The 15,504-nt window shown below is 64.0% G+C and carries 20 protein-coding genes; all 20 read right to left on the reverse strand.

All coding sequences use genetic code 11. The features are described from left to right. Positions 1 to 39 precede the first annotated feature (39 nt). The 20 genes from recX to MF6396_RS08145 all read right to left on the reverse strand — a co-directional run bounded on the left by recX (position 40) and on the right by MF6396_RS08145 (position 15,499). On the reverse strand, positions 40 to 507 hold the full coding sequence (gene recX, locus MF6396_RS08050; RefSeq protein WP_078480048.1) for a recombination regulator RecX: 468 nt from the start codon (positions 505 to 507) through the stop codon (positions 40 to 42). 14 nt (positions 508 to 521) lie between these two features. After that, on the reverse strand, positions 522 to 1,604 hold the full coding sequence (gene recA, locus MF6396_RS08055; protein ID WP_078480049.1) for a recombinase RecA: 1,083 nt from the start codon (positions 1,602 to 1,604) through the stop codon (positions 522 to 524). Positions 1,605 to 1,710: 106 nt separating this feature from the next. Next, on the reverse strand, positions 1,711 to 2,193 hold the full coding sequence (locus MF6396_RS08060; protein ID WP_054914980.1) for a CinA family protein: 483 nt from the start codon (positions 2,191 to 2,193) through the stop codon (positions 1,711 to 1,713). 59 nt (positions 2,194 to 2,252) lie between these two features. Then, complete coding sequence (locus MF6396_RS08065) at positions 2,253 to 2,747, reverse strand: lysis system i-spanin subunit Rz (protein WP_078480050.1); 495 nt, start codon at positions 2,745 to 2,747, stop codon at positions 2,253 to 2,255. Then, positions 2,744 to 3,295 carry a glycoside hydrolase family 19 protein gene (locus MF6396_RS08070; RefSeq protein WP_054914982.1) on the reverse strand — a complete coding sequence of 184 codons (552 nt, stop codon included), beginning with the start codon at positions 3,293 to 3,295 and terminating at the stop codon, positions 2,744 to 2,746. The genes MF6396_RS08065 and MF6396_RS08070 overlap by 4 nt, the downstream gene beginning before the upstream one ends. A 26-nt stretch (positions 3,296 to 3,321) precedes the next feature. Then, complete coding sequence (locus tag MF6396_RS08075; RefSeq protein ID WP_078480051.1) at positions 3,322 to 4,365, reverse strand: phage late control D family protein; 1,044 nt, start codon at positions 4,363 to 4,365, stop codon at positions 3,322 to 3,324. A gap of 63 nt (positions 4,366 to 4,428) precedes the next feature. Then, entirely contained in the window at positions 4,429 to 4,635 is a 207-nt protein-coding gene (locus tag MF6396_RS08080) for a tail protein X (RefSeq protein ID WP_078480052.1), read from the reverse strand. After that, positions 4,610 to 5,455, reverse strand: a complete 846-nt coding sequence (locus MF6396_RS08085) for a phage tail protein (RefSeq protein ID WP_043864275.1) — start codon at positions 5,453 to 5,455, stop codon at positions 4,610 to 4,612. The genes MF6396_RS08080 and MF6396_RS08085 overlap by 26 nt, the downstream gene beginning before the upstream one ends. 9 nt (positions 5,456 to 5,464) lie before the next feature. After that, positions 5,465 to 6,847, reverse strand: a complete 1,383-nt coding sequence (locus MF6396_RS08090; protein ID WP_078480053.1) for a hypothetical protein — start codon at positions 6,845 to 6,847, stop codon at positions 5,465 to 5,467. A 140-nt stretch (positions 6,848 to 6,987) separates the two neighbouring features. After that, positions 6,988 to 7,287, reverse strand: a complete 300-nt coding sequence (locus MF6396_RS08095; RefSeq protein WP_078480054.1) for a phage tail assembly protein — start codon at positions 7,285 to 7,287, stop codon at positions 6,988 to 6,990. 9 nt (positions 7,288 to 7,296) lie between these two features. Then, on the reverse strand, positions 7,297 to 7,806 hold the full coding sequence (locus MF6396_RS08100; RefSeq protein WP_043864278.1) for a phage major tail tube protein: 510 nt from the start codon (positions 7,804 to 7,806) through the stop codon (positions 7,297 to 7,299). Positions 7,807 to 7,818: 12 nt separating this feature from the next. Beyond that, complete coding sequence (locus MF6396_RS08105) at positions 7,819 to 8,985, reverse strand: phage tail sheath subtilisin-like domain-containing protein (protein WP_078480055.1); 1,167 nt, start codon at positions 8,983 to 8,985, stop codon at positions 7,819 to 7,821. Positions 8,986 to 9,073: 88 nt separating this feature from the next. Continuing rightward, on the reverse strand, positions 9,074 to 9,511 hold the full coding sequence (locus tag MF6396_RS08110) for a phage tail assembly chaperone (RefSeq protein ID WP_078480056.1): 438 nt from the start codon (positions 9,509 to 9,511) through the stop codon (positions 9,074 to 9,076). After that, positions 9,508 to 11,442: a phage tail protein gene (locus MF6396_RS28995; RefSeq protein WP_078480057.1), complete on the reverse strand. Its 1,935-nt coding sequence runs from the start codon at positions 11,440 to 11,442 to the stop codon at positions 9,508 to 9,510. The genes MF6396_RS08110 and MF6396_RS28995 overlap by 4 nt, the downstream gene beginning before the upstream one ends. Next, positions 11,442 to 12,044: a phage tail protein I gene (locus MF6396_RS08120; protein WP_078480058.1), complete on the reverse strand. Its 603-nt coding sequence runs from the start codon at positions 12,042 to 12,044 to the stop codon at positions 11,442 to 11,444. Before MF6396_RS08120 ends, MF6396_RS28995 begins: the two co-directional genes overlap by 1 nt. A 1-nt stretch (position 12,045) precedes the next feature. Further along, positions 12,046 to 12,927 (reverse strand): baseplate assembly protein, encoded by an 882-nt coding sequence (locus tag MF6396_RS08125; RefSeq protein ID WP_043864284.1) that lies wholly within the window; start codon positions 12,925 to 12,927, stop codon positions 12,046 to 12,048. Then, positions 12,924 to 13,250, reverse strand: a complete 327-nt coding sequence (locus tag MF6396_RS08130) for a GPW/gp25 family protein (protein WP_043864285.1) — start codon at positions 13,248 to 13,250, stop codon at positions 12,924 to 12,926. Before MF6396_RS08130 ends, MF6396_RS08125 begins: the two co-directional genes overlap by 4 nt. Positions 13,251 to 13,330: 80 nt before the next feature. After that, positions 13,331 to 13,891, reverse strand: a complete 561-nt coding sequence (locus MF6396_RS08135) for a phage baseplate assembly protein V (protein ID WP_043864286.1) — start codon at positions 13,889 to 13,891, stop codon at positions 13,331 to 13,333. Next, positions 13,888 to 14,406 carry a hypothetical protein gene (locus MF6396_RS08140; RefSeq protein WP_078480059.1) on the reverse strand — a complete coding sequence of 173 codons (519 nt, stop codon included), beginning with the start codon at positions 14,404 to 14,406 and terminating at the stop codon, positions 13,888 to 13,890. The genes MF6396_RS08135 and MF6396_RS08140 overlap by 4 nt, the downstream gene beginning before the upstream one ends. 73 nt (positions 14,407 to 14,479) lie before the next feature. Beyond that, on the reverse strand, positions 14,480 to 15,499 hold the full coding sequence (locus MF6396_RS08145; protein WP_078480060.1) for a hypothetical protein: 1,020 nt from the start codon (positions 15,497 to 15,499) through the stop codon (positions 14,480 to 14,482). Between the last annotated feature and the right edge of the window lie 5 nt (positions 15,500 to 15,504).

A 15,504-nucleotide genomic window follows, 5' to 3' on the forward strand; every position in this document is an offset into this window, starting at 1 on the left:
GAACATGCCTGGCCTACCCCCTTTCGGGTCGGCCATCGCTCAATCGTCCAGGCTGCGACCACTCAGCACACGACCGACCATCTCCATGGAAAAACCACGGTAGACCAGAAAACGGGTTTGCTGTGCGCGACTGCGCGGATCGGAGGGCAGTTGCCCGGAAAACTTGCGTTGCCATACATCGATCAGCAGGCTTTGCCAGTCGATGCCGCACTCACGCAAGGCCTGTTCGATATCACTACGCTGCAAACCGCGCTGACTGAGCTCTTCACGGATACGCGCAGGGCCATAGCCCGAACGGGAGCGGTAACTGATGAAACTTTCGAGATAGCGCGCTTCGCTGAGCAGGCCCTCTTCCGTCAGACGGTCGAGTTCCTGGTCGATCAATTCGAGCTCAGCGCCGCGCTGACGCAACTTGCGCGTCAGCTCGACACGACCATGCTCGCGTCGCGCGAGCAGGTCCATAGCTGTCCGCCTTATGGCGACGGGGGTATCGAGTACGACGGACATGGTCTATCTGCAAATCAGAAGTTGGCGTCGGCGTCAGCGTCGACCAGATCATCTTCAGGTTCTGCAGCAGCCGTTTTACCAGCAGCCGCAGCAGCTGCAGCTTCAACACCACCGGTCAGCAGCTTGTCACGGATCTGCTTCTCGAGGGTCGCGGCGATTTCCGGGTTCTCTGCCAGGAACTTGGCGGAGTTGGCTTTACCCTGACCGATCTTGCTGCCCTGGTAGCTGTACCAGGCACCGGCTTTTTCGAGGAAACCGTGCAGCACGCCCAGGTCGATGATCTCACCGTTGCGGTAGATGCCCTTGCCATACAGAATCTGGAACTCGGCCTGGCGGAACGGCGGCGCCACCTTGTTCTTGACGATTTTGACCCGGGTTTCGCTGCCGACCACTTCGTCGCCTTCCTTCACCGCGCCGGTACGGCGGATGTCCAGACGTACCGAAGCGTAGAACTTCAGCGCGTTACCACCGGTGGTGGTTTCCGGGCTGCCGAACATCACGCCGATTTTCATGCGGCTCTGGTTGATGAAGATCACCAGGCAGTTGGCGTTCTTGATGTTGCCGGTGATCTTGCGCAGTGCCTGGGACATCAGGCGAGCCTGCAGGCCCACGTGCATGTCGCCCATTTCGCCTTCGATCTCGGCCTTGGGTACCAGGGCCGCCACGGAGTCGACGATGATCACGTCGACAGCGTTGGAGCGCACCAGCATGTCGGTGATTTCCAGGGCCTGCTCACCGGTGTCCGGCTGCGAGACCAGCAGGTCGTCGACATTGACGCCCAGCTTGCCGGCGTACTCGGGGTCGAGGGCGTGTTCGGCGTCGACGAATGCGCAGGTGGCGCCGGCTTTTTGTGCCTGGGCGATCACCGACAGGGTCAGCGTGGTCTTACCCGACGACTCAGGACCGTAGATTTCGACGATACGGCCCTTTGGCAGGCCGCCGATGCCCAGAGCAATGTCCAGACCCAGCGAGCCGGTCGAGATTGCCGGAATCGCCTGGCGATCGTGATCGCCCATGCGCATGACCGCGCCTTTACCGAATTGACGTTCGATCTGACCCAGGGCCGCAGCCAAGGCACGCTTCTTGTTGTCGTCCATTGAAGTCCTCACGTAATCATCGATAGGGCCTGACGGCCACAACACCTGTATAAGTAGCCAGTATTATTCCACAGGGTTTTCTTTCCGCCTACCCCCGATTTGCGATTTACTCTGCGCCAAGCTGTAACAAGCCCTCTAGGGCGGCGATTACCGTTTGTCGGCGCACCGCATCGCGGTCGCCATCGAAGTGCCGGCGCTCGCTGGCCACATGCGCACCGTCGCCCCAGGCCAGCCATACAGTGCCCACCGGTTTGGCCGGCGAGCCGCCATCGGGCCCTGCCACGCCGCTGACCGCCACGGCAAAGCGTGCCCCGCTGGCAGCCTGGGCGCCGCGCACCATGGCCTCGACCACTTCCTGGCTGACCGCACCAACCTGCGGGAACAGTGCCTGGTCTACCCCCAGCTGGCGAGTCTTCTGGGCGTTGGAGTAGGTCACGTAGCCCGCTTCGAACCAGGCCGAACTGCCAGGAATACGCGTGATGGCCTCGGCGATACCGCCGCCGGTGCAGGACTCGGCCGTGGTGACTTGGGCATTGTAACGGCGCAGGTGTTCTCCCAGCCGGGCAGAAAGTGCGGTGATCGGGTCCATGGCGGGCTCCTTGAAGGTCTGGCGCCTACCCTACACCAGCTATCGGCGTGGCTGAACACTCAAGGTGTGAGCGCGCGTATGTAACCCTGGCAGGCGCGCAGGGCGATCAGTCCGGCGTCACCGGCATCGGTGATGGCGATAATTCGTCGAGCATGCGCCGGGTCAAGTCGGGCGCGTGGGGCGCCATGATCCAGGCTGCCGGCGCCGGGGGCGGCAGGCAGGTCGGGGGTGGCGTCGCGGTCGAGAAGGACCGACAACCGCAGATCAGCAGTAGCCAGCCGATCACGCAAGCGTGCCTGAGCCTGTTGTGCATCGAGAAGCTCCTGATAATGGGTGTTGTCGTTCAAATCCAGCTGGCGCTCCAGCACATGACGTTGCTGGCGTTCGCCCGGCAGCTCGGCGGCAGCACGCTCGGCCAGTTGCTGGCGTTCGAATGCCCAGGCCTGTTGCTGCTGCGCCAGCTGGCGGCCCAGGCGCCAGCCCTGGACCTGCCAGGTCAATGCGCAGGCCAGCAGCGCCAGGCTCAGCAGCACGCCAGCGTGCAAGCGGTTCAACACAGCACCTCGCGGGCGCGGGCCCAGAGTTTGAGGCGATCCTCCAGGCCATTGAGGCCACCGTTGATATGCCGCGTGATGCGGTTGAACTCACCGCGGTCGGCCAGCGCGTTAAGCCCGCGCGAGTGCCAGAACCAGGCAGCCGACTCGGCGGCCCAACGCGGTTGCTCGAGCAACTGCGGCAACTCCAGCAGACGCTCGTCGCCAAACAGCGCCATGCTGCAGGCGCGGTAGTTGTTGCGCCCTGTAACCTGGATCAGCCCCCGGCCGCAGTACCGCTGACCGTCGCCGTCCGCCTCCGGCGTGTTGCCCAGGCGCAGGGCCAGGGCGCCGGTGTCGTAACGGGACAGGTAGCGATCGCTGCCCAGCTCCTTCACGTAACGCAGGTGGCCCGACTCGTGGCCGATCTGCGCGAGGAAGGCAGCAATGCGCCGGGGGTTGTCGATTTCCCAACGGGCCATGGCAGTGTTCAGGGCGGGTACAAAAATGCCGGCATTGGCGCCGGCACCGGGAAGAATCTGCATCAAGTTCTGCTGAGTGATGACCATCATCATTCTCCAAAATGCATAGGGGTTTAGGCCTGTCCGGCCTTGAGCGAACGACCGGCATTACCCGGCCCGCCCTTGGCCCTGGCCTTGCCTTGCTTGCCGCCATTGCACTCGACCGTGGTGCTCCACCCGGACGCGCTGAACACCTGCTCGATCGACTCGATCAGGTACTCGCCATCGAGGCCGGGCTTGAAGCCCTGGGCATCGAGGGTGCGTTCGACGAACAGGCCGGTGCGGCCCGGCATTTCCAGGCGCAGGCTGGCGGTGCTGCGGTTGAGCGCCGCCAGGCGGGCCTTGGCGGCCTGCTCGGCAGCGCTACGGTTGGGGTACAGGTGGCGGTCGGTGTGCACAGGCGACAGGCCGTCGGGCGCGTCGTCGTTGGGCAGGTCGACCACGCTCTGCTGGCCGCTCTTGCTGTCCAGATGACGGGTTTGCACGGCCTTGTGGGTGCCTTTGTCGGTCATGCGAAACTGCCAGCTGCGCACGTCGCCACGGCTGATTCTGACGTTACCAAGGGCCTTGCCGCTGGCGCTCTTGCCGGCCTGGCGCGGCATCACCAGCAGCGCGCCGTTCGCTACCTTGGCGGTGCAGTCGAACAGGCGCCCCAGACGGGTGATGAAGTTGAAGTCCGACTCGTTGAACTGGTCAATGCGCGGTATGCGCAGCGTCACCGGGCACGCTGGCTGCCAGCCATTGCGCGCGGCGATGTCGCGCACGATCTGCTGCAGGGTGACGTTCTCCCAGCTGCCGCTGCGGGTGGTCTTGCCGCTGCCGCGCATGTCGCTGGCCTTGCCTCGGATCACGATGCTGTCAGGCGGCCCGGACAGCTCCACCTCATCCACGGCGTAGCGCCCCAGGCGGGTCAATGCCTGGCCGGCGTAGCCCAGATGCACCTCGATGAAGGCACCGCGTGCCGGCAATGCCACCTCGCCGTCGCGATCGTCGATACGCAGTTCGAACTCGTCCGAGTCCATGCCCGGCTTGTCGGTGGTACGCAGCGACAGCAGGCGATCATTGATCAGCGCGGTGATGTCCTTGCCATCGGCCACGATGCGAAACACAGGTTGCATGGTTGCTGCTCCAGAAGGGCCTGCCCGCGCACGCAGCGCTGGCAGGCAGGGGGGCGCGCCAGCTCAGTCCCATAACTGCACCAGGGCCTGGCGGGCGGGCGTCAACGCGGGCAGCCTGATGAGCACCCCGGCACCAAACGGCTGCGCCTGGTCGGCCAGGCCCTGGTTGGCATCGAGTACCGCTTCGACGCTGCCGTTGAGGTGCCCGTAGTAGTGCTGGCAGAGGCTGTCGAGCAGATCGCCGTCAGAGGTTCTGCAGATCGTCGCCATAGCTCACGAACTCCAATGAAAAGCCTTGTTTGCGAGGAATGCCGCCAGCCACCAGGCTGCTCTGGTCCTCCTCGATGCTGGTCAGGCACCAGTTGCCCAGTACCTCGCCGTAGCCGGTGGTCAGGCTCAGTGGCTGCAATTGCCGACCGATGCTGCGCAGCGCCTGCAACTGGCCGAGCCCGCTTTTGGCACCGGGAAAGATCGTGCCCTTGAGGGTGATGCGCTCTTCGCCCAGCCCCACCGCCTGCTGCGCCGGGTGGCGGCTCAGGCGCTCCTGGCCCGCCCAGCGAAAGCCGCTCTGGCGACGCAGTTCATCGAAGGTCGCGGTGTCGAGGTTGAAGTAGTAAGGCTGCGCCTGCGCCTGCAACGACTGCAGAATGAGCAGGTGCGGGAACGGCTTGACCACCTCGGCTGCCGGCGTGACCGACGGCGCGAAACTGCCGGTGGGCAGCAACGTGCCCAGCGACGGGCTGATGCGACCCGCCACCTTGTTGATGGCTGCGGCAGCCTTGGCCGCCTTCTGCTCGAAGATGACGATGCGCTCCTGCACCAGCGCGACCTTGGCCACGGCGCGGCTGTAACGGCCCAGCACCTTGTCGACGCCCCGCTGCGCCCGGTTGATGGCGCGCATCGTGCGTTGCAGCCTGGCGCCGATCAGCGGCCCGACGTAGGGGATGTCCTCGAGCGCGGCAGCGGCTTCGGCGATATCGCTGATGGCGCCGGTCATGGGCTCCAGCATCTCGTCGGCACTGCGCCGGCCCGCCTCCCCCGCTGCGATCAGCGCCCGCAGGGCCGAGTGCAACTGGTCCATGTAGGTCATGGCAGCTCCTTATACAAATGTGGGGTCGGCCAGTTGCCGCATCGAAGCCTGACGGGTCAGTTCGAGGAACTGACGTCGAATGATGGGCTCGATGTTCATCGCCAACTGGGCCGGGTCGGTGACACTGCCCTGCACGGTGATGGGCATGTTCGGGGCGAAGGTGATCTGTTGGGCAATCGGCTGCGGCGCAGGGCTGATCGAAGGTGGCGCAGGCGGCAACGACAGAATTGTCATGGGCTCGCCAGCGCCGGGATTCATCGAACGAGCGACATCGCCCAGCGACTTGGACAAGTGAGTGGGTTCGCCAGCAGGAGGCTTGGCAGCATCGTCGTCTGCAAACCACTTCTTGGCTAACGAGGAGCCCCACTCGCTGAACACAATACCCCCGATCAGCGAACCGATCGCAGGACCGATGACAGGAACGAAAGCGCCCAGTGCAGCCCCGGCCAGTGCGCCACCAAAACCGCCCACTGCCCCACCATATCCCTCGGCCTTCTGCTCGGTGGTTTCTGCAGTGAGGAAGGTCTTGCCGAACTTGTAGATGGCCTCGACGGCTGCGGGCGCTCGAGCGGCCTTGATCGCCGGAACAGCCTTGCCGAGGTAACCTTTGATGCTTTCCCAGCGCCCAACCGGAGCAGATGAAGGTCGGCGCCTGGAGGGGCTGTTCTTTCTTCCCCCTCTACCCCTTCTCGAAGTTATCGCGCCGCAGCAAAAGTCCTGGGCATTGACGACAAACACGCGTTGCGGCGCCCTTGCGCCTTTGGGAGCGTCGCCACCCAGCACGCCAGCCTTCCGTAGCCCTGCCCTGAAATCACTGGCAACAGCGATGATACCTATGGGCTGCGGCCCCTTTGCCGGGGGCCCGGTATCATCGCTCCCCGCCATCCTACTGCTGAGCGGGTCGGATACTCGACCCGCCGCAGGTGTCCCATCGGTTGGCAGAGATGCAGGCGCTGCAGTCTCCAGTGAAGCAGCCGCAGCTGCCCCTGCGGGTGCCTGCGGTGCCGCTTGCGATCTGATGTTTACGGATACCCTGGCGGGCTTCGATTGCGAAAGCCGGCGCGCAACATCGGCGACCTTGAAACTGATCACCTGCAAGTGCCCGTCGATGCTCTTCAACAATGTCAGCCTGTGCCGGGAGCCCTGTGCGTCAGCAGCCTGTACGGCGCCCCCGGTCTTTGCTTGAGTTCTCGCGCCTGGCGGATCACCAGGAGCGCTGTCGAGCATCCCGTTGCCCAGCGACTCGTGCCCGAGCGGGTACAGATCGCCCTTGCCTTCGCTGCTCAATTGCCTGAGTTGCCGGATCCGCGCCTCAAGCAGCTTGAATGATGCGCCGATCGTCGAACTGACCGAGGCGCCGATAACCAGTTTCAACGCTAACGCGTTTGCCATACGGTCCCCCTGTGCGTGCAAAACCGGCTCACTCCGTGAGCCACCAGACCATGTCGGTGAACGACATGGTCATGATCTCGGTGGCAGAAAAATTCAGCTCACGGGCAAGCCGCCTGGCGGCCACCTTCTGAAGGGAGGGGTCAAAGCTCGTCGTCTTGCACCAGGCGAAAATAGCCCGCCTGCAGGCGGCCATAGTCCTTGAGCGCGAGGCCCTCCAGGTCCTTGATGCCCACCTCGGCGAGGGAGGCGAACAGGTTCAGCTCACGCTGCTCGTCGTCGCCGCTGCCGGCCGACTGAGCCGCACGAATGTCGCGTACCGTAGGCGAGCGCAACGACAGGCTGTCGACCTTGATGCCATTGGCTTCGCTAGGCCGGGTCAGCGTCACCACCACGCCGTCGGCGCTCAGCTTCATCCAGCTGGGGATCTTTGCTTGGGTCATGAGAAGTCCTTACAGGCCCAGGGCCGAACGTTGAGCCGCGAGCTGGTCGACGCCGTCGATCACGCGCTTCATGCCGATGGGGTCGATCTCGTAGATCAGGCGTCCGCCGACTTCCAGCTTGTAGTAGGTGACGGCGACGGTGTGCTTGACCTCGGCCTTGTCACCGGCCTTCCAATCACCCATGTCGACTTCCTTGAGCGCGCCGCGCAGGGTCACGATCACCGGGGTGACAGCGCCCTTGAGGCCCTTGAAGGCACCGCGGAAGGTGCCGTTGAACGCAGAACCATCGGCCAGGCCGAAGAACTTCAGCGACTCACGGCGCACGCCGGTAGTGGTGAAGCCGGCTTCCTGCTTCTCCATGCCCATGTCCATCTCGATGGGCATGTCCATGCCGCCCACCCGGTGCTCTTCCATTTTCAGGGTGAGCTTGGGCAGGGTCAGGCTGGTGACATCGCCCTGGAAGCTGGTGCCATCGACGAACAGGTTCAGGTTCGCCAGGGTTTCGGGAATCATTGCCATTGCTAGTGCTCCTTAAGCTGCGTTATCGAGAACTTCGGTCAGCCACTGGTTGGTGACCTCGACGCGGAAGTTGGGGTTTTCGGCCGGTGGTACGTCGGTGAAGCGGATGTTCCAGTACACCTTGCCCTGCTCCAGCTGGCTGGCACTGTTGAGTTCCGGGTCGGCGAACACTTCGAAGTTGATGATCGCGCCCTGGGCCTTGAGGTCGCGCATGAACGCCTGCAGGCCTTCGGTCACGTCCTTGACGTAGGTGGCGGTGATCGAACGGTCGACTGCCCATTTGTGCCCGTAGAGAATCGCGTCCATCACGATGTCCATGGTGCGCACGCGGGTGACGAAGGCCCACTTCGGGTCGCTGCTCAGGGTGCGGTTGCCCCACAGGCGATAGCCGTCATCGCGGATGATGGTGGTGATGTTGGCGTTGTTGAGCAGGTTGGCGCGGCAGGTCTCGTCGCCATCGAGGAACTCGATGGGGCGGGTGGTGCCGGTAATGCCGACGAACTCCTTGTTCGAGGGCGAGGCCCAGAAGCCGTACTCGTTGTCGGTCCAGGCGAACAGGCCGGCGACCCAGGCCGAGGCCGCTGCATCGACGGTGGCGCTGGTGGTGGTGTCCCAGTACTGCACGCCCGGGTCGACCAGGAAGGCGCGCTTGGCACCGAAGTTTTCGGCGTAGGCCAGGGCGGCCTCGTCGGTGGTGGCCGGGCCGTCGATGATGGCCAGGCCGCGCAGCTTGTCGGCCAGGGCCACCAGGGCGGTGGCGACGGCTTGAGTTGCGCTGTGCTTTGGAGTAACCAGCAGGCGCGGCTGGGCGTTGAAACGGCTCTTGCCGTCGAGCAGCGCTTGCAGGCCGGTACGCTTGCCGTCGGCCAGCACGCTGCCGATGATGGCCGAGGTCTGCTCGGCCGCATCGGCAACCTTGGCCACGCCGCAGGCGACGATGACCGCCTTGGCGCGCTGGTAGATGGCCTGGCAGGCATGGGTGATGGCCGCGTCGGCGCCGAAGGCGGCGATAGCTTCACGCTCGCTGGTGATCAGCACCAGGTCGTTGAACTTGGCGCTGGCGGTCGGGCCTTCGGTGAAGGTGTCCACCAGGCCGATGATCGAGGACGACGGCAACGCGATGGTGCGGGCGCCGGTGTCGACGTTGGTGACGGTGACGCCGTGAAAGAAACCACTCATGGGTAAACTCCGGGTATGAAAAAGGCCCTGCAATGCAGAGCTGTAAGGGGTGAAGCCAGGAATAAAAACGCCCCGACAGTGCGGGGCGTTATTGGGTCTGCTCGGCGATCCAGGGCGGCGCTACCGGGCGCTGCGCCGGATCGGGGAACACTTCGGACTGGGGCAGGTCGCGCAGGGCCTGGCGATACACCAGCAGTTCGGCGAACTGCTCAGCGGTCAGCGTGGTGAGCACCTGCATATCCTGCTCGTCGCGGTGACGGGTCACCAGCCATTCCGTCGATGACACTTCGCCATCTCGCCACGCGCGCTCGATGGCCGCCAGCTCCTCGGCCGTCAACACAGCAACAGGCGGATCAATGAGGATCGGCAACCCTTGGCCGTCATGACTGCGGACCTTCGCGGGGTCAGGATTGGCGATCACTTCCTCGTATCGCTCATCACTGATCTCGATCGCCTCTGGCGGTATCGGAGCCGGCCCGTTCTCCAGGTAGCAGTTACCTGTGATATGGCTGTAGTACCGCTTCATTTCCCTACCCCTATCGCCTGAATGTTGCCAACAACACGGCCGCCGTTGTGGTTATATGTGTCTGCGTTCCCACCGTTCACCGTGACTGTATTTAGGCCGCCGAACACCGGCGCCGATGAGTGCACGCCACCAGCCGCACGGACCCACGCCGAAAAGGCCAACGGCCAGGTGAAAGCCGTTGTAGCGCTTGCCGATGTGGATACCGACACCCACTGTAGAAGTAAGCCACCGAGCCAGGTCGGGAACAGCACGTATCCGTTAGCCCCAAACGATGCGGCAAAGCCCCAGCGCATCTTTTTCGGCGTGACGACCACGTCGTCAGCCGTGCCCGAATCGACCTGAGGCTGGGTTGCGATTTTGTCAGTCGTTAGCAACTCGGACCAATACACGGTGTTCGGGTCTTCGAGCCAGTACTGGCCCAACCAGAACTTGCGATCGGCAGGATTGGTTCCGTGCTCTACAGCCAAGTAGTAGGTCACATCTAAACGGGGCGTAATAGCCACCACCCCGATTAGCGACCCTCTGTTTGTAGGCGGGCCTGCGGGCGTCGCAGAACTACCCGCGTTCGCGCCGGAAGCGCGATACAAGCCACCAGGCACGATTGCCTGAAAGGTCGCCAGGGGTGGCGCAGAATTGATAGCCAGACCAACGTTATTCAGTTGCTTGATCGCTGCTTGTAACGCCCGCAGCGGCGTAATGATCTTGGTGTTGTCAGCCCCAGCCTCGGCCTCGGCCTGGGTTGCCTGTGCTGCTCGCAGTTTCCTGGGCGTGATGATCGTCGTGTCATCCGCGCCGGTGGTGACCTGCGCCTGGGTCGCCACCTTCGCCCAACCAAATTTACTTTCCGTCGCCTGAGTGATCACCTTAGCAATCGCTTGGAACACCCGCAGCGGCGTCATAACCTTGGTGTCGTCAGTGCCAGCCTCTGCCTCCGGCTGCGTGGCTCTTATCGTGAGCGACTGCACTAGGTCATTCACCTGCGTCTTGGTGTACACGTCCGTCAACCCGTAACCCGCCACTGTGGTTGGGTTCGTCGCGGCGACCACTCGGCCATAGGCGTCGACCTGTACGCTACGGTAAGTACCAGCGGCCACCCCGGTGCGGCCGAATGCCATCCCGTAGTTCAAGGCAGTCACGCCCAAGGTAATCGGCGCATCAGTCAGCAGTTGCCATGCGCTGTCGGCGTTTACCGTCCCGCGCTCGACCAGCACCAACATGCCCGGCGTCACCTTCGCACTGGCATCGGCATCGGTGCAGCGTGTCCAGGCGCCCCCTGCCACCACCAGATACAAGCCATTGTCCTTGGCAACGGCCTGATTCTTCACGAGCACTCGCGCCCCGGCCGTCAGCGCAACGCCGTCCACCGTCTGCAGGCCGCTCAAAGTGATGGCGGCGGTCGTCGCGGCCAGCACCGAGTGCTTGAAGTCCTGCCGCGCCAGTTCCTCGGTGACCCATTCCCGCGTGGCCAGCACCACGCTCGGATCGATCTTGAGCACCACGTTGCTAGAGCTGCTGACCACCAGGTTCATGCGCACCACCTGAGTGCGGCCCGAGCCCTGGTTGAGCAGCGGTTTGTAGGTAGGCGCACAGTTGGCCACCGCCACCAGGTCGCCGTCGGCGTCGTACAGCCCCACCTCGCGAATCCAGCGACCGCCGATCTCGGCCGGGATCACCTGCTCGGCGACGATGACCGCACTGTCCTTTTCGTCGACCTTGAGCTGGTTCAGCGGCGCCCGCCGCCACTCGTTGAGCAGGCTGGTCCAGCTCGCGTCGGGCATTGGCAGCGGCGGGTTGTCCAGCCCTGCCGGACTGGCGTCACCGACGGCCATGTGTGTGATTTTCCAAGGAATGCCCAGGGCATCCGCATTGGCCTGTTTCGCGGCCCCCACCTTGGTCAGGATCGCGTAGAACTGGGAGTTCTGATCAACCATTAGTAAATGTCCAGATAATCAATGGTGTGTTCTCGCCCACCACGCCCGATGGCCCCCATGACCGTGAGGTCGGCCGGCGCAGGCGGGTAGATGTCAAGTTCGTCGCCGTCTTGCAGCGCGGCGCCGAGGTAAAGCGAGCCGGCGGTTTCCAGGCTGATGACCAGGCCGCTCAGGTGTCGGCTGACGGGCCTGGCGTCGTCGATCAGCCAGGTCAGTTCCTGGTACGTCTGTTCGCTGATCCCCGCCTCGGACACGCCGATCTTCAGCGCGAACGTGCCGGGCACCGCAGGGGGCGTGGCCTTGAACCACTCGATCACTTCGATCAAATAGCCAAACGGCTCCACCACGCGGCGCAATGCGCCGATCGTGCCCTTGTGGGCATGCACGTAGAACGAGGAGCGAATCACCGAGCGCTTGATCGCCTCGGGCCAGGTGTCGTCCCAACGGTCCACCGACCAGGCCCAGGCCAGCTGGTACAACAAGTTCGCCGGGCAGGTATCGGGGTTGTACAGGGTGCGCAGGGTGACCTTGAGGTCTTCGTTGGAGGCCGCCTCGACGGCCCGTTCCAGCTGCGTGCTGTTGAGCGGCAGGAGGCTGTGCATGTCAGCCCCCCCGCGTCAGTTCGAACCCGGTGCACCAGGCCGCCTGCGCCTTGCTCGGGCGGATGTCGGTCCAGTTGCGCAGCTCCACCCGGCTCACACCGGCGATGTGCAGTTGCGCATCGATGGCCGAGCGCGAGACCTCCACGCCCAGGCGTCGTCGGGGGTTGACCCAGGCCTGCAGGCGCCGCTGGCACTCGGCCAGGGTCGCTTCGTTCTCCGGCCCCGTCCCGGCCATGTAGAGCACGGCATCGATGCGATAAGGAATCACCTCGGCACTGCGCACTTCCAAGCGGTCCGCCACCGGGCGTACATCGTCGTCGTTGAGGTAGGCGGCCACTTCGGCCAGCAACTGCGCACTGGCGATGCCGTCCTCCTCCAGGCTCAGCACCGTCACCTCCACCACTGCCGGTGACGGGCTTTCTGCAGAGGCATCGGCCACCTGCCCCGAGGCATTGCGTGCATGCAGGATGTAGCTGTTGCGCGGGCCGGCGGTGGTCAGGCCCTCGTACACCAGTTGCACCCGCTCGCGCAGTGCATCGTCTTCCTCAAGCACTTCGAGGGTCGGTGGCACACTGTTCGCGTCTTCGGCCTGTACCACCAGCCGCTTGAGCTGCACGTTGGCTGCCAGCTGGTCCAGGTCGCTGCCCTGGGCATAGGCCAGCAGCAGCGCCTTGGCGGCATCGTTGACCCGCGCCCGATTGAGCAGCTTGCGGTACGCGCCCACCTCCAGCAGTTTGGTTACCGGGTCGCTTTCCAGCAGCGCGTCCCAGTTCTCGCCCATGTGCGACCGAAAGGCCGCCAGGTCATCCTGGAAGATGTCCTCGAAGTCGAGATCTTCCAGCACCTGCGGCGCGGGCAGCGCCGACAGTTCCACGTTGCTCATGCCGTTATCTCCAGCAGTTGGCTGTCGCCCAGGTACTGCCCGCTCAGCTGCAGGCTGATCTGCCCGCCCACTACCGCCACCACGCGCACCCGCTGCAATTTCAGGCGTGGTTCCCAGCGGGTCAGGGCGCGGGCGACCTCGGCCTGCACCGCACTCTTCCAGCCCTCGTTGACTGGCAGGTCGACGAAACGGCGCAGCTTGCTGCCGTAGTCGGGGCGCATGCGCCGGCTGCCCAGCGGGGTGGTGAGGATGTCTTCGATGGACTGGCGCAGGTGCCCGATGCCGGACAGCGTCTGCCCGCCGTGGCGGCTCATGCCGATCATCGCGGTACCTCCCTGGCCTGAATGCATTCACTAGCCATGTTGTCTCCAGGCATAAAAAAGCCCGCGTCGGCGGGCGGGGTTCAGTGCTTGTGATTGGCGGTGTTGCCGCCGGTGTCGATGATCTTGCCGGCCCCCAGGATGTCACCGGTCACACGCAGGCCACCGTTGATGCTCACCTCACCGGTCAGGGCAATGTTGGCGGCGTTCAGGGTGATTGCGTTGTCGGTGACCAGCAGCGAGCTGCCGGCCACCTTTAGGCTGACGGTGCCACCGGGCAGCTCGATGCTGTAGCTGCGGGCCTGCCAGTCGTAGACCAGCGAACCACCGTCATCGAAGCGCCATACCTCGACGTGCTCGCGGTTGTCGGGTGGCGCGCCGGCATTGCCGTACAGGCCCGGTACGAAGGTACCCTGCGCCGGCTCACCGCTGGGGCTGAGCAGTGCGCCCTGCTCGTTCAGGCTCGGCGCACGCCAGTGGCGGGCCTTGCCTGCCGCGTGGCTGTGCCAGCGCACCCAGGCGCTGGTCCAGCCGGCGCCATCGGAGACCCGTACCCGCGCTGCTGCCAGGTCGATGCCGACCACCCGACATGGAATGACCAGCGCCGCCAGCATGCGGTCATGCATGGAGCTGGCGTAACTCATGCCATATCCTCCGGTGCCTGGTAGCTGTCCTTGTGCGCGGGCCCTGTGTCGGGGCTGAAGGCGAACAGCAGCGAACCGGGTGGCTGGTCTGGCCAGGGCCACTGCAGGTCGCCAAGGTAAACGGGCTGCTGCCATTGCACCCGCCATTCCAGGGTGCCGGGTACTTCGGCAGGTATGGCCGTCTGCGCCTTCACATTGAGGGTCGCCGCGACGAAATCCACGCCCCAGAACTGCTTGTGCAGCACAAGCGTTGATTTCGCCGCCAATGTGGCGGCTTGCAGGGCGGCGTGTTGCTGCTGTGCATCCACCAGGATGCGTGCCTCGAAACGCGCCAGGATGCACAAGCGTCCATCGCCGGGGTCAACGCTTGCCTCCATAGCGGTGATGGTGTGACACAGTGCCGGTTGCGGAGTGTGCTCGTTGATTGCGCTGAACGCTTCAACCGTCGCGAAATCAGGTACACCCGCCTGGAATGTTGCGGTAATGGCCTGGCTCAATAGCTTGAGTTCGTTCACAAGCCCTCCTTTCGTGTCTTCTTCGGCAAGCCGCCCACTGCGGTTGCAGCGGGCGTTGCGTTCACTGCGGCGACTACGGCTCGAACCAGCCGGTCGGCGAAATCCGGCCCTCGGAGCGCTTGGCTGCCAGCGTGCCGGCATTCTTGAAGTTGAAGGTCTGCGGGTACAGGAACGCCAGCGATACGCCACCGAACACGAAGCTGCGCGAGCCGCTGTTGTCCTTCAGGTCGTAGTTGGTACGTACATCGTGGTTTCCGCTGTCGGGCGAGAAGTACTCGGCGTAGTCACCGGTGGCAGAGGTGCTCATGACGCACCTGGAGTCCATTCGAACGCCGGTAGCCAAGGGTGCGATATACCCGGAGCAGTCCATCAAGGTGCCGACAGGGCCTGGACTTGCACCGGGCGTTTCGGGTAGTAGCAGGTAAATGCCTCTGGACACCACCTCGGTGCCGGTGTCGTAGATGTTGCGCACCTCATGGGTGTCCAGATAGAACGACGCCAGGTAGCAGAAATGTGCGAACCCGGGGGGCGCGGGCAACAAAAATGCGCCGAAGGACAGCGCCCCTATGTTGTCGAGCGTAAGGGTGGTTGCAGTGTTAGCGACGACGGTCGCTACCCGGCCGGACCACTGCCCGCCCTCACTGATGACCAGGCACTGCACACCGGCAAGATTGTTGTCGGCCATCCAGTCGTAGCTTTTTTCAGCGATATCATGGGTACCCTCGCCGGCCTTGTTCAGCGTGATCACGTTGCCGCTGATACTGCCCACGCGCAGGAACGGCATGGTTTTCACCACAGCACTGGCGTCACCTTCATTGGCACAGGCAAAGGCGGCGTACCAGCTCTCTTTGCAGTTGCTGCGTTCGGCACCGAGACCGGCTGGCGCCACGCTGGCGACCTTGTCAGCCATCGCGAAGGTCGGAACCATGCCCCGTGTGTATTGGCCGCGAAAGCGAAAACCGCCCATCGCAACAAAATTCCTGCTCAGCCTGAGCGACGTGGCAGAGCCGTAGATCACCGCGTCGCGCGGCCCCTGGGCCAGGGTTAGGCCGACGTTGCCGGCATTCTCGTACAAGCGGGTGTTATCAGACATAGGTT

It is taken from the genome of Pseudomonas sp. MF6396, assembly GCF_002018915.1.
GTDB lineage: Bacteria > Pseudomonadota > Gammaproteobacteria > Pseudomonadales > Pseudomonadaceae > Aquipseudomonas > Aquipseudomonas palmensis.

Bases quoted from the DNA above. Each gene is read 5' to 3' on its own strand.
- MF6396_RS08120 (WP_078480058.1), bottom strand. From the start codon at position 12,044: ATGCACAGCCTCCTGCCGCTCAACAGCACGCAGCTGGAACGGGCCGTC.
- MF6396_RS08080 (WP_078480052.1), bottom strand. From the start codon at position 4,635: ATGGCGACGATCTGCAGAACCTCTGACGGCGATCTGCTCGACAGCCTC.
- MF6396_RS08075 (WP_078480051.1), bottom strand. From the start codon at position 4,365: ATGCAACCTGTGTTTCGCATCGTGGCCGATGGCAAGGACATCACCGCG.
- MF6396_RS08090 (WP_078480053.1), bottom strand. From the start codon at position 6,847: ATGGCAAACGCGTTAGCGTTGAAACTGGTTATCGGCGCCTCGGTCAGT.
- MF6396_RS08060 (WP_054914980.1), bottom strand. From the start codon at position 2,193: ATGGACCCGATCACCGCACTTTCTGCCCGGCTGGGAGAACACCTGCGC.
- MF6396_RS28995 (WP_078480057.1), bottom strand. From the start codon at position 11,442: ATGGTTGATCAGAACTCCCAGTTCTACGCGATCCTGACCAAGGTGGGG.
- MF6396_RS08070 (WP_054914982.1), bottom strand. From the start codon at position 3,295: ATGGTCATCACTCAGCAGAACTTGATGCAGATTCTTCCCGGTGCCGGC.
- MF6396_RS08125 (WP_043864284.1), bottom strand. From the start codon at position 12,927: ATGAGCAACGTGGAACTGTCGGCGCTGCCCGCGCCGCAGGTGCTGGAA.
- MF6396_RS08135 (WP_043864286.1), bottom strand. From the start codon at position 13,891: ATGAGTTACGCCAGCTCCATGCATGACCGCATGCTGGCGGCGCTGGTC.
- recX (WP_078480048.1), bottom strand. From the start codon at position 507: ATGTCCGTCGTACTCGATACCCCCGTCGCCATAAGGCGGACAGCTATG.
- MF6396_RS08110 (WP_078480056.1), bottom strand. From the start codon at position 9,511: ATGAAGCGGTACTACAGCCATATCACAGGTAACTGCTACCTGGAGAAC.
- recA (WP_078480049.1), bottom strand. From the start codon at position 1,604: ATGGACGACAACAAGAAGCGTGCCTTGGCTGCGGCCCTGGGTCAGATC.
- MF6396_RS08145 (WP_078480060.1), bottom strand. From the start codon at position 15,499: ATGTCTGATAACACCCGCTTGTACGAGAATGCCGGCAACGTCGGCCTA.
- MF6396_RS08085 (WP_043864275.1), bottom strand. From the start codon at position 5,455: ATGACCTACATGGACCAGTTGCACTCGGCCCTGCGGGCGCTGATCGCA.
- MF6396_RS08100 (WP_043864278.1), bottom strand. From the start codon at position 7,806: ATGGCAATGATTCCCGAAACCCTGGCGAACCTGAACCTGTTCGTCGAT.
- MF6396_RS08130 (WP_043864285.1), bottom strand. From the start codon at position 13,250: ATGATCGGCATGAGCCGCCACGGCGGGCAGACGCTGTCCGGCATCGGG.
- MF6396_RS08105 (WP_078480055.1), bottom strand. From the start codon at position 8,985: ATGAGTGGTTTCTTTCACGGCGTCACCGTCACCAACGTCGACACCGGC.
- MF6396_RS08095 (WP_078480054.1), bottom strand. From the start codon at position 7,287: ATGACCCAAGCAAAGATCCCCAGCTGGATGAAGCTGAGCGCCGACGGC.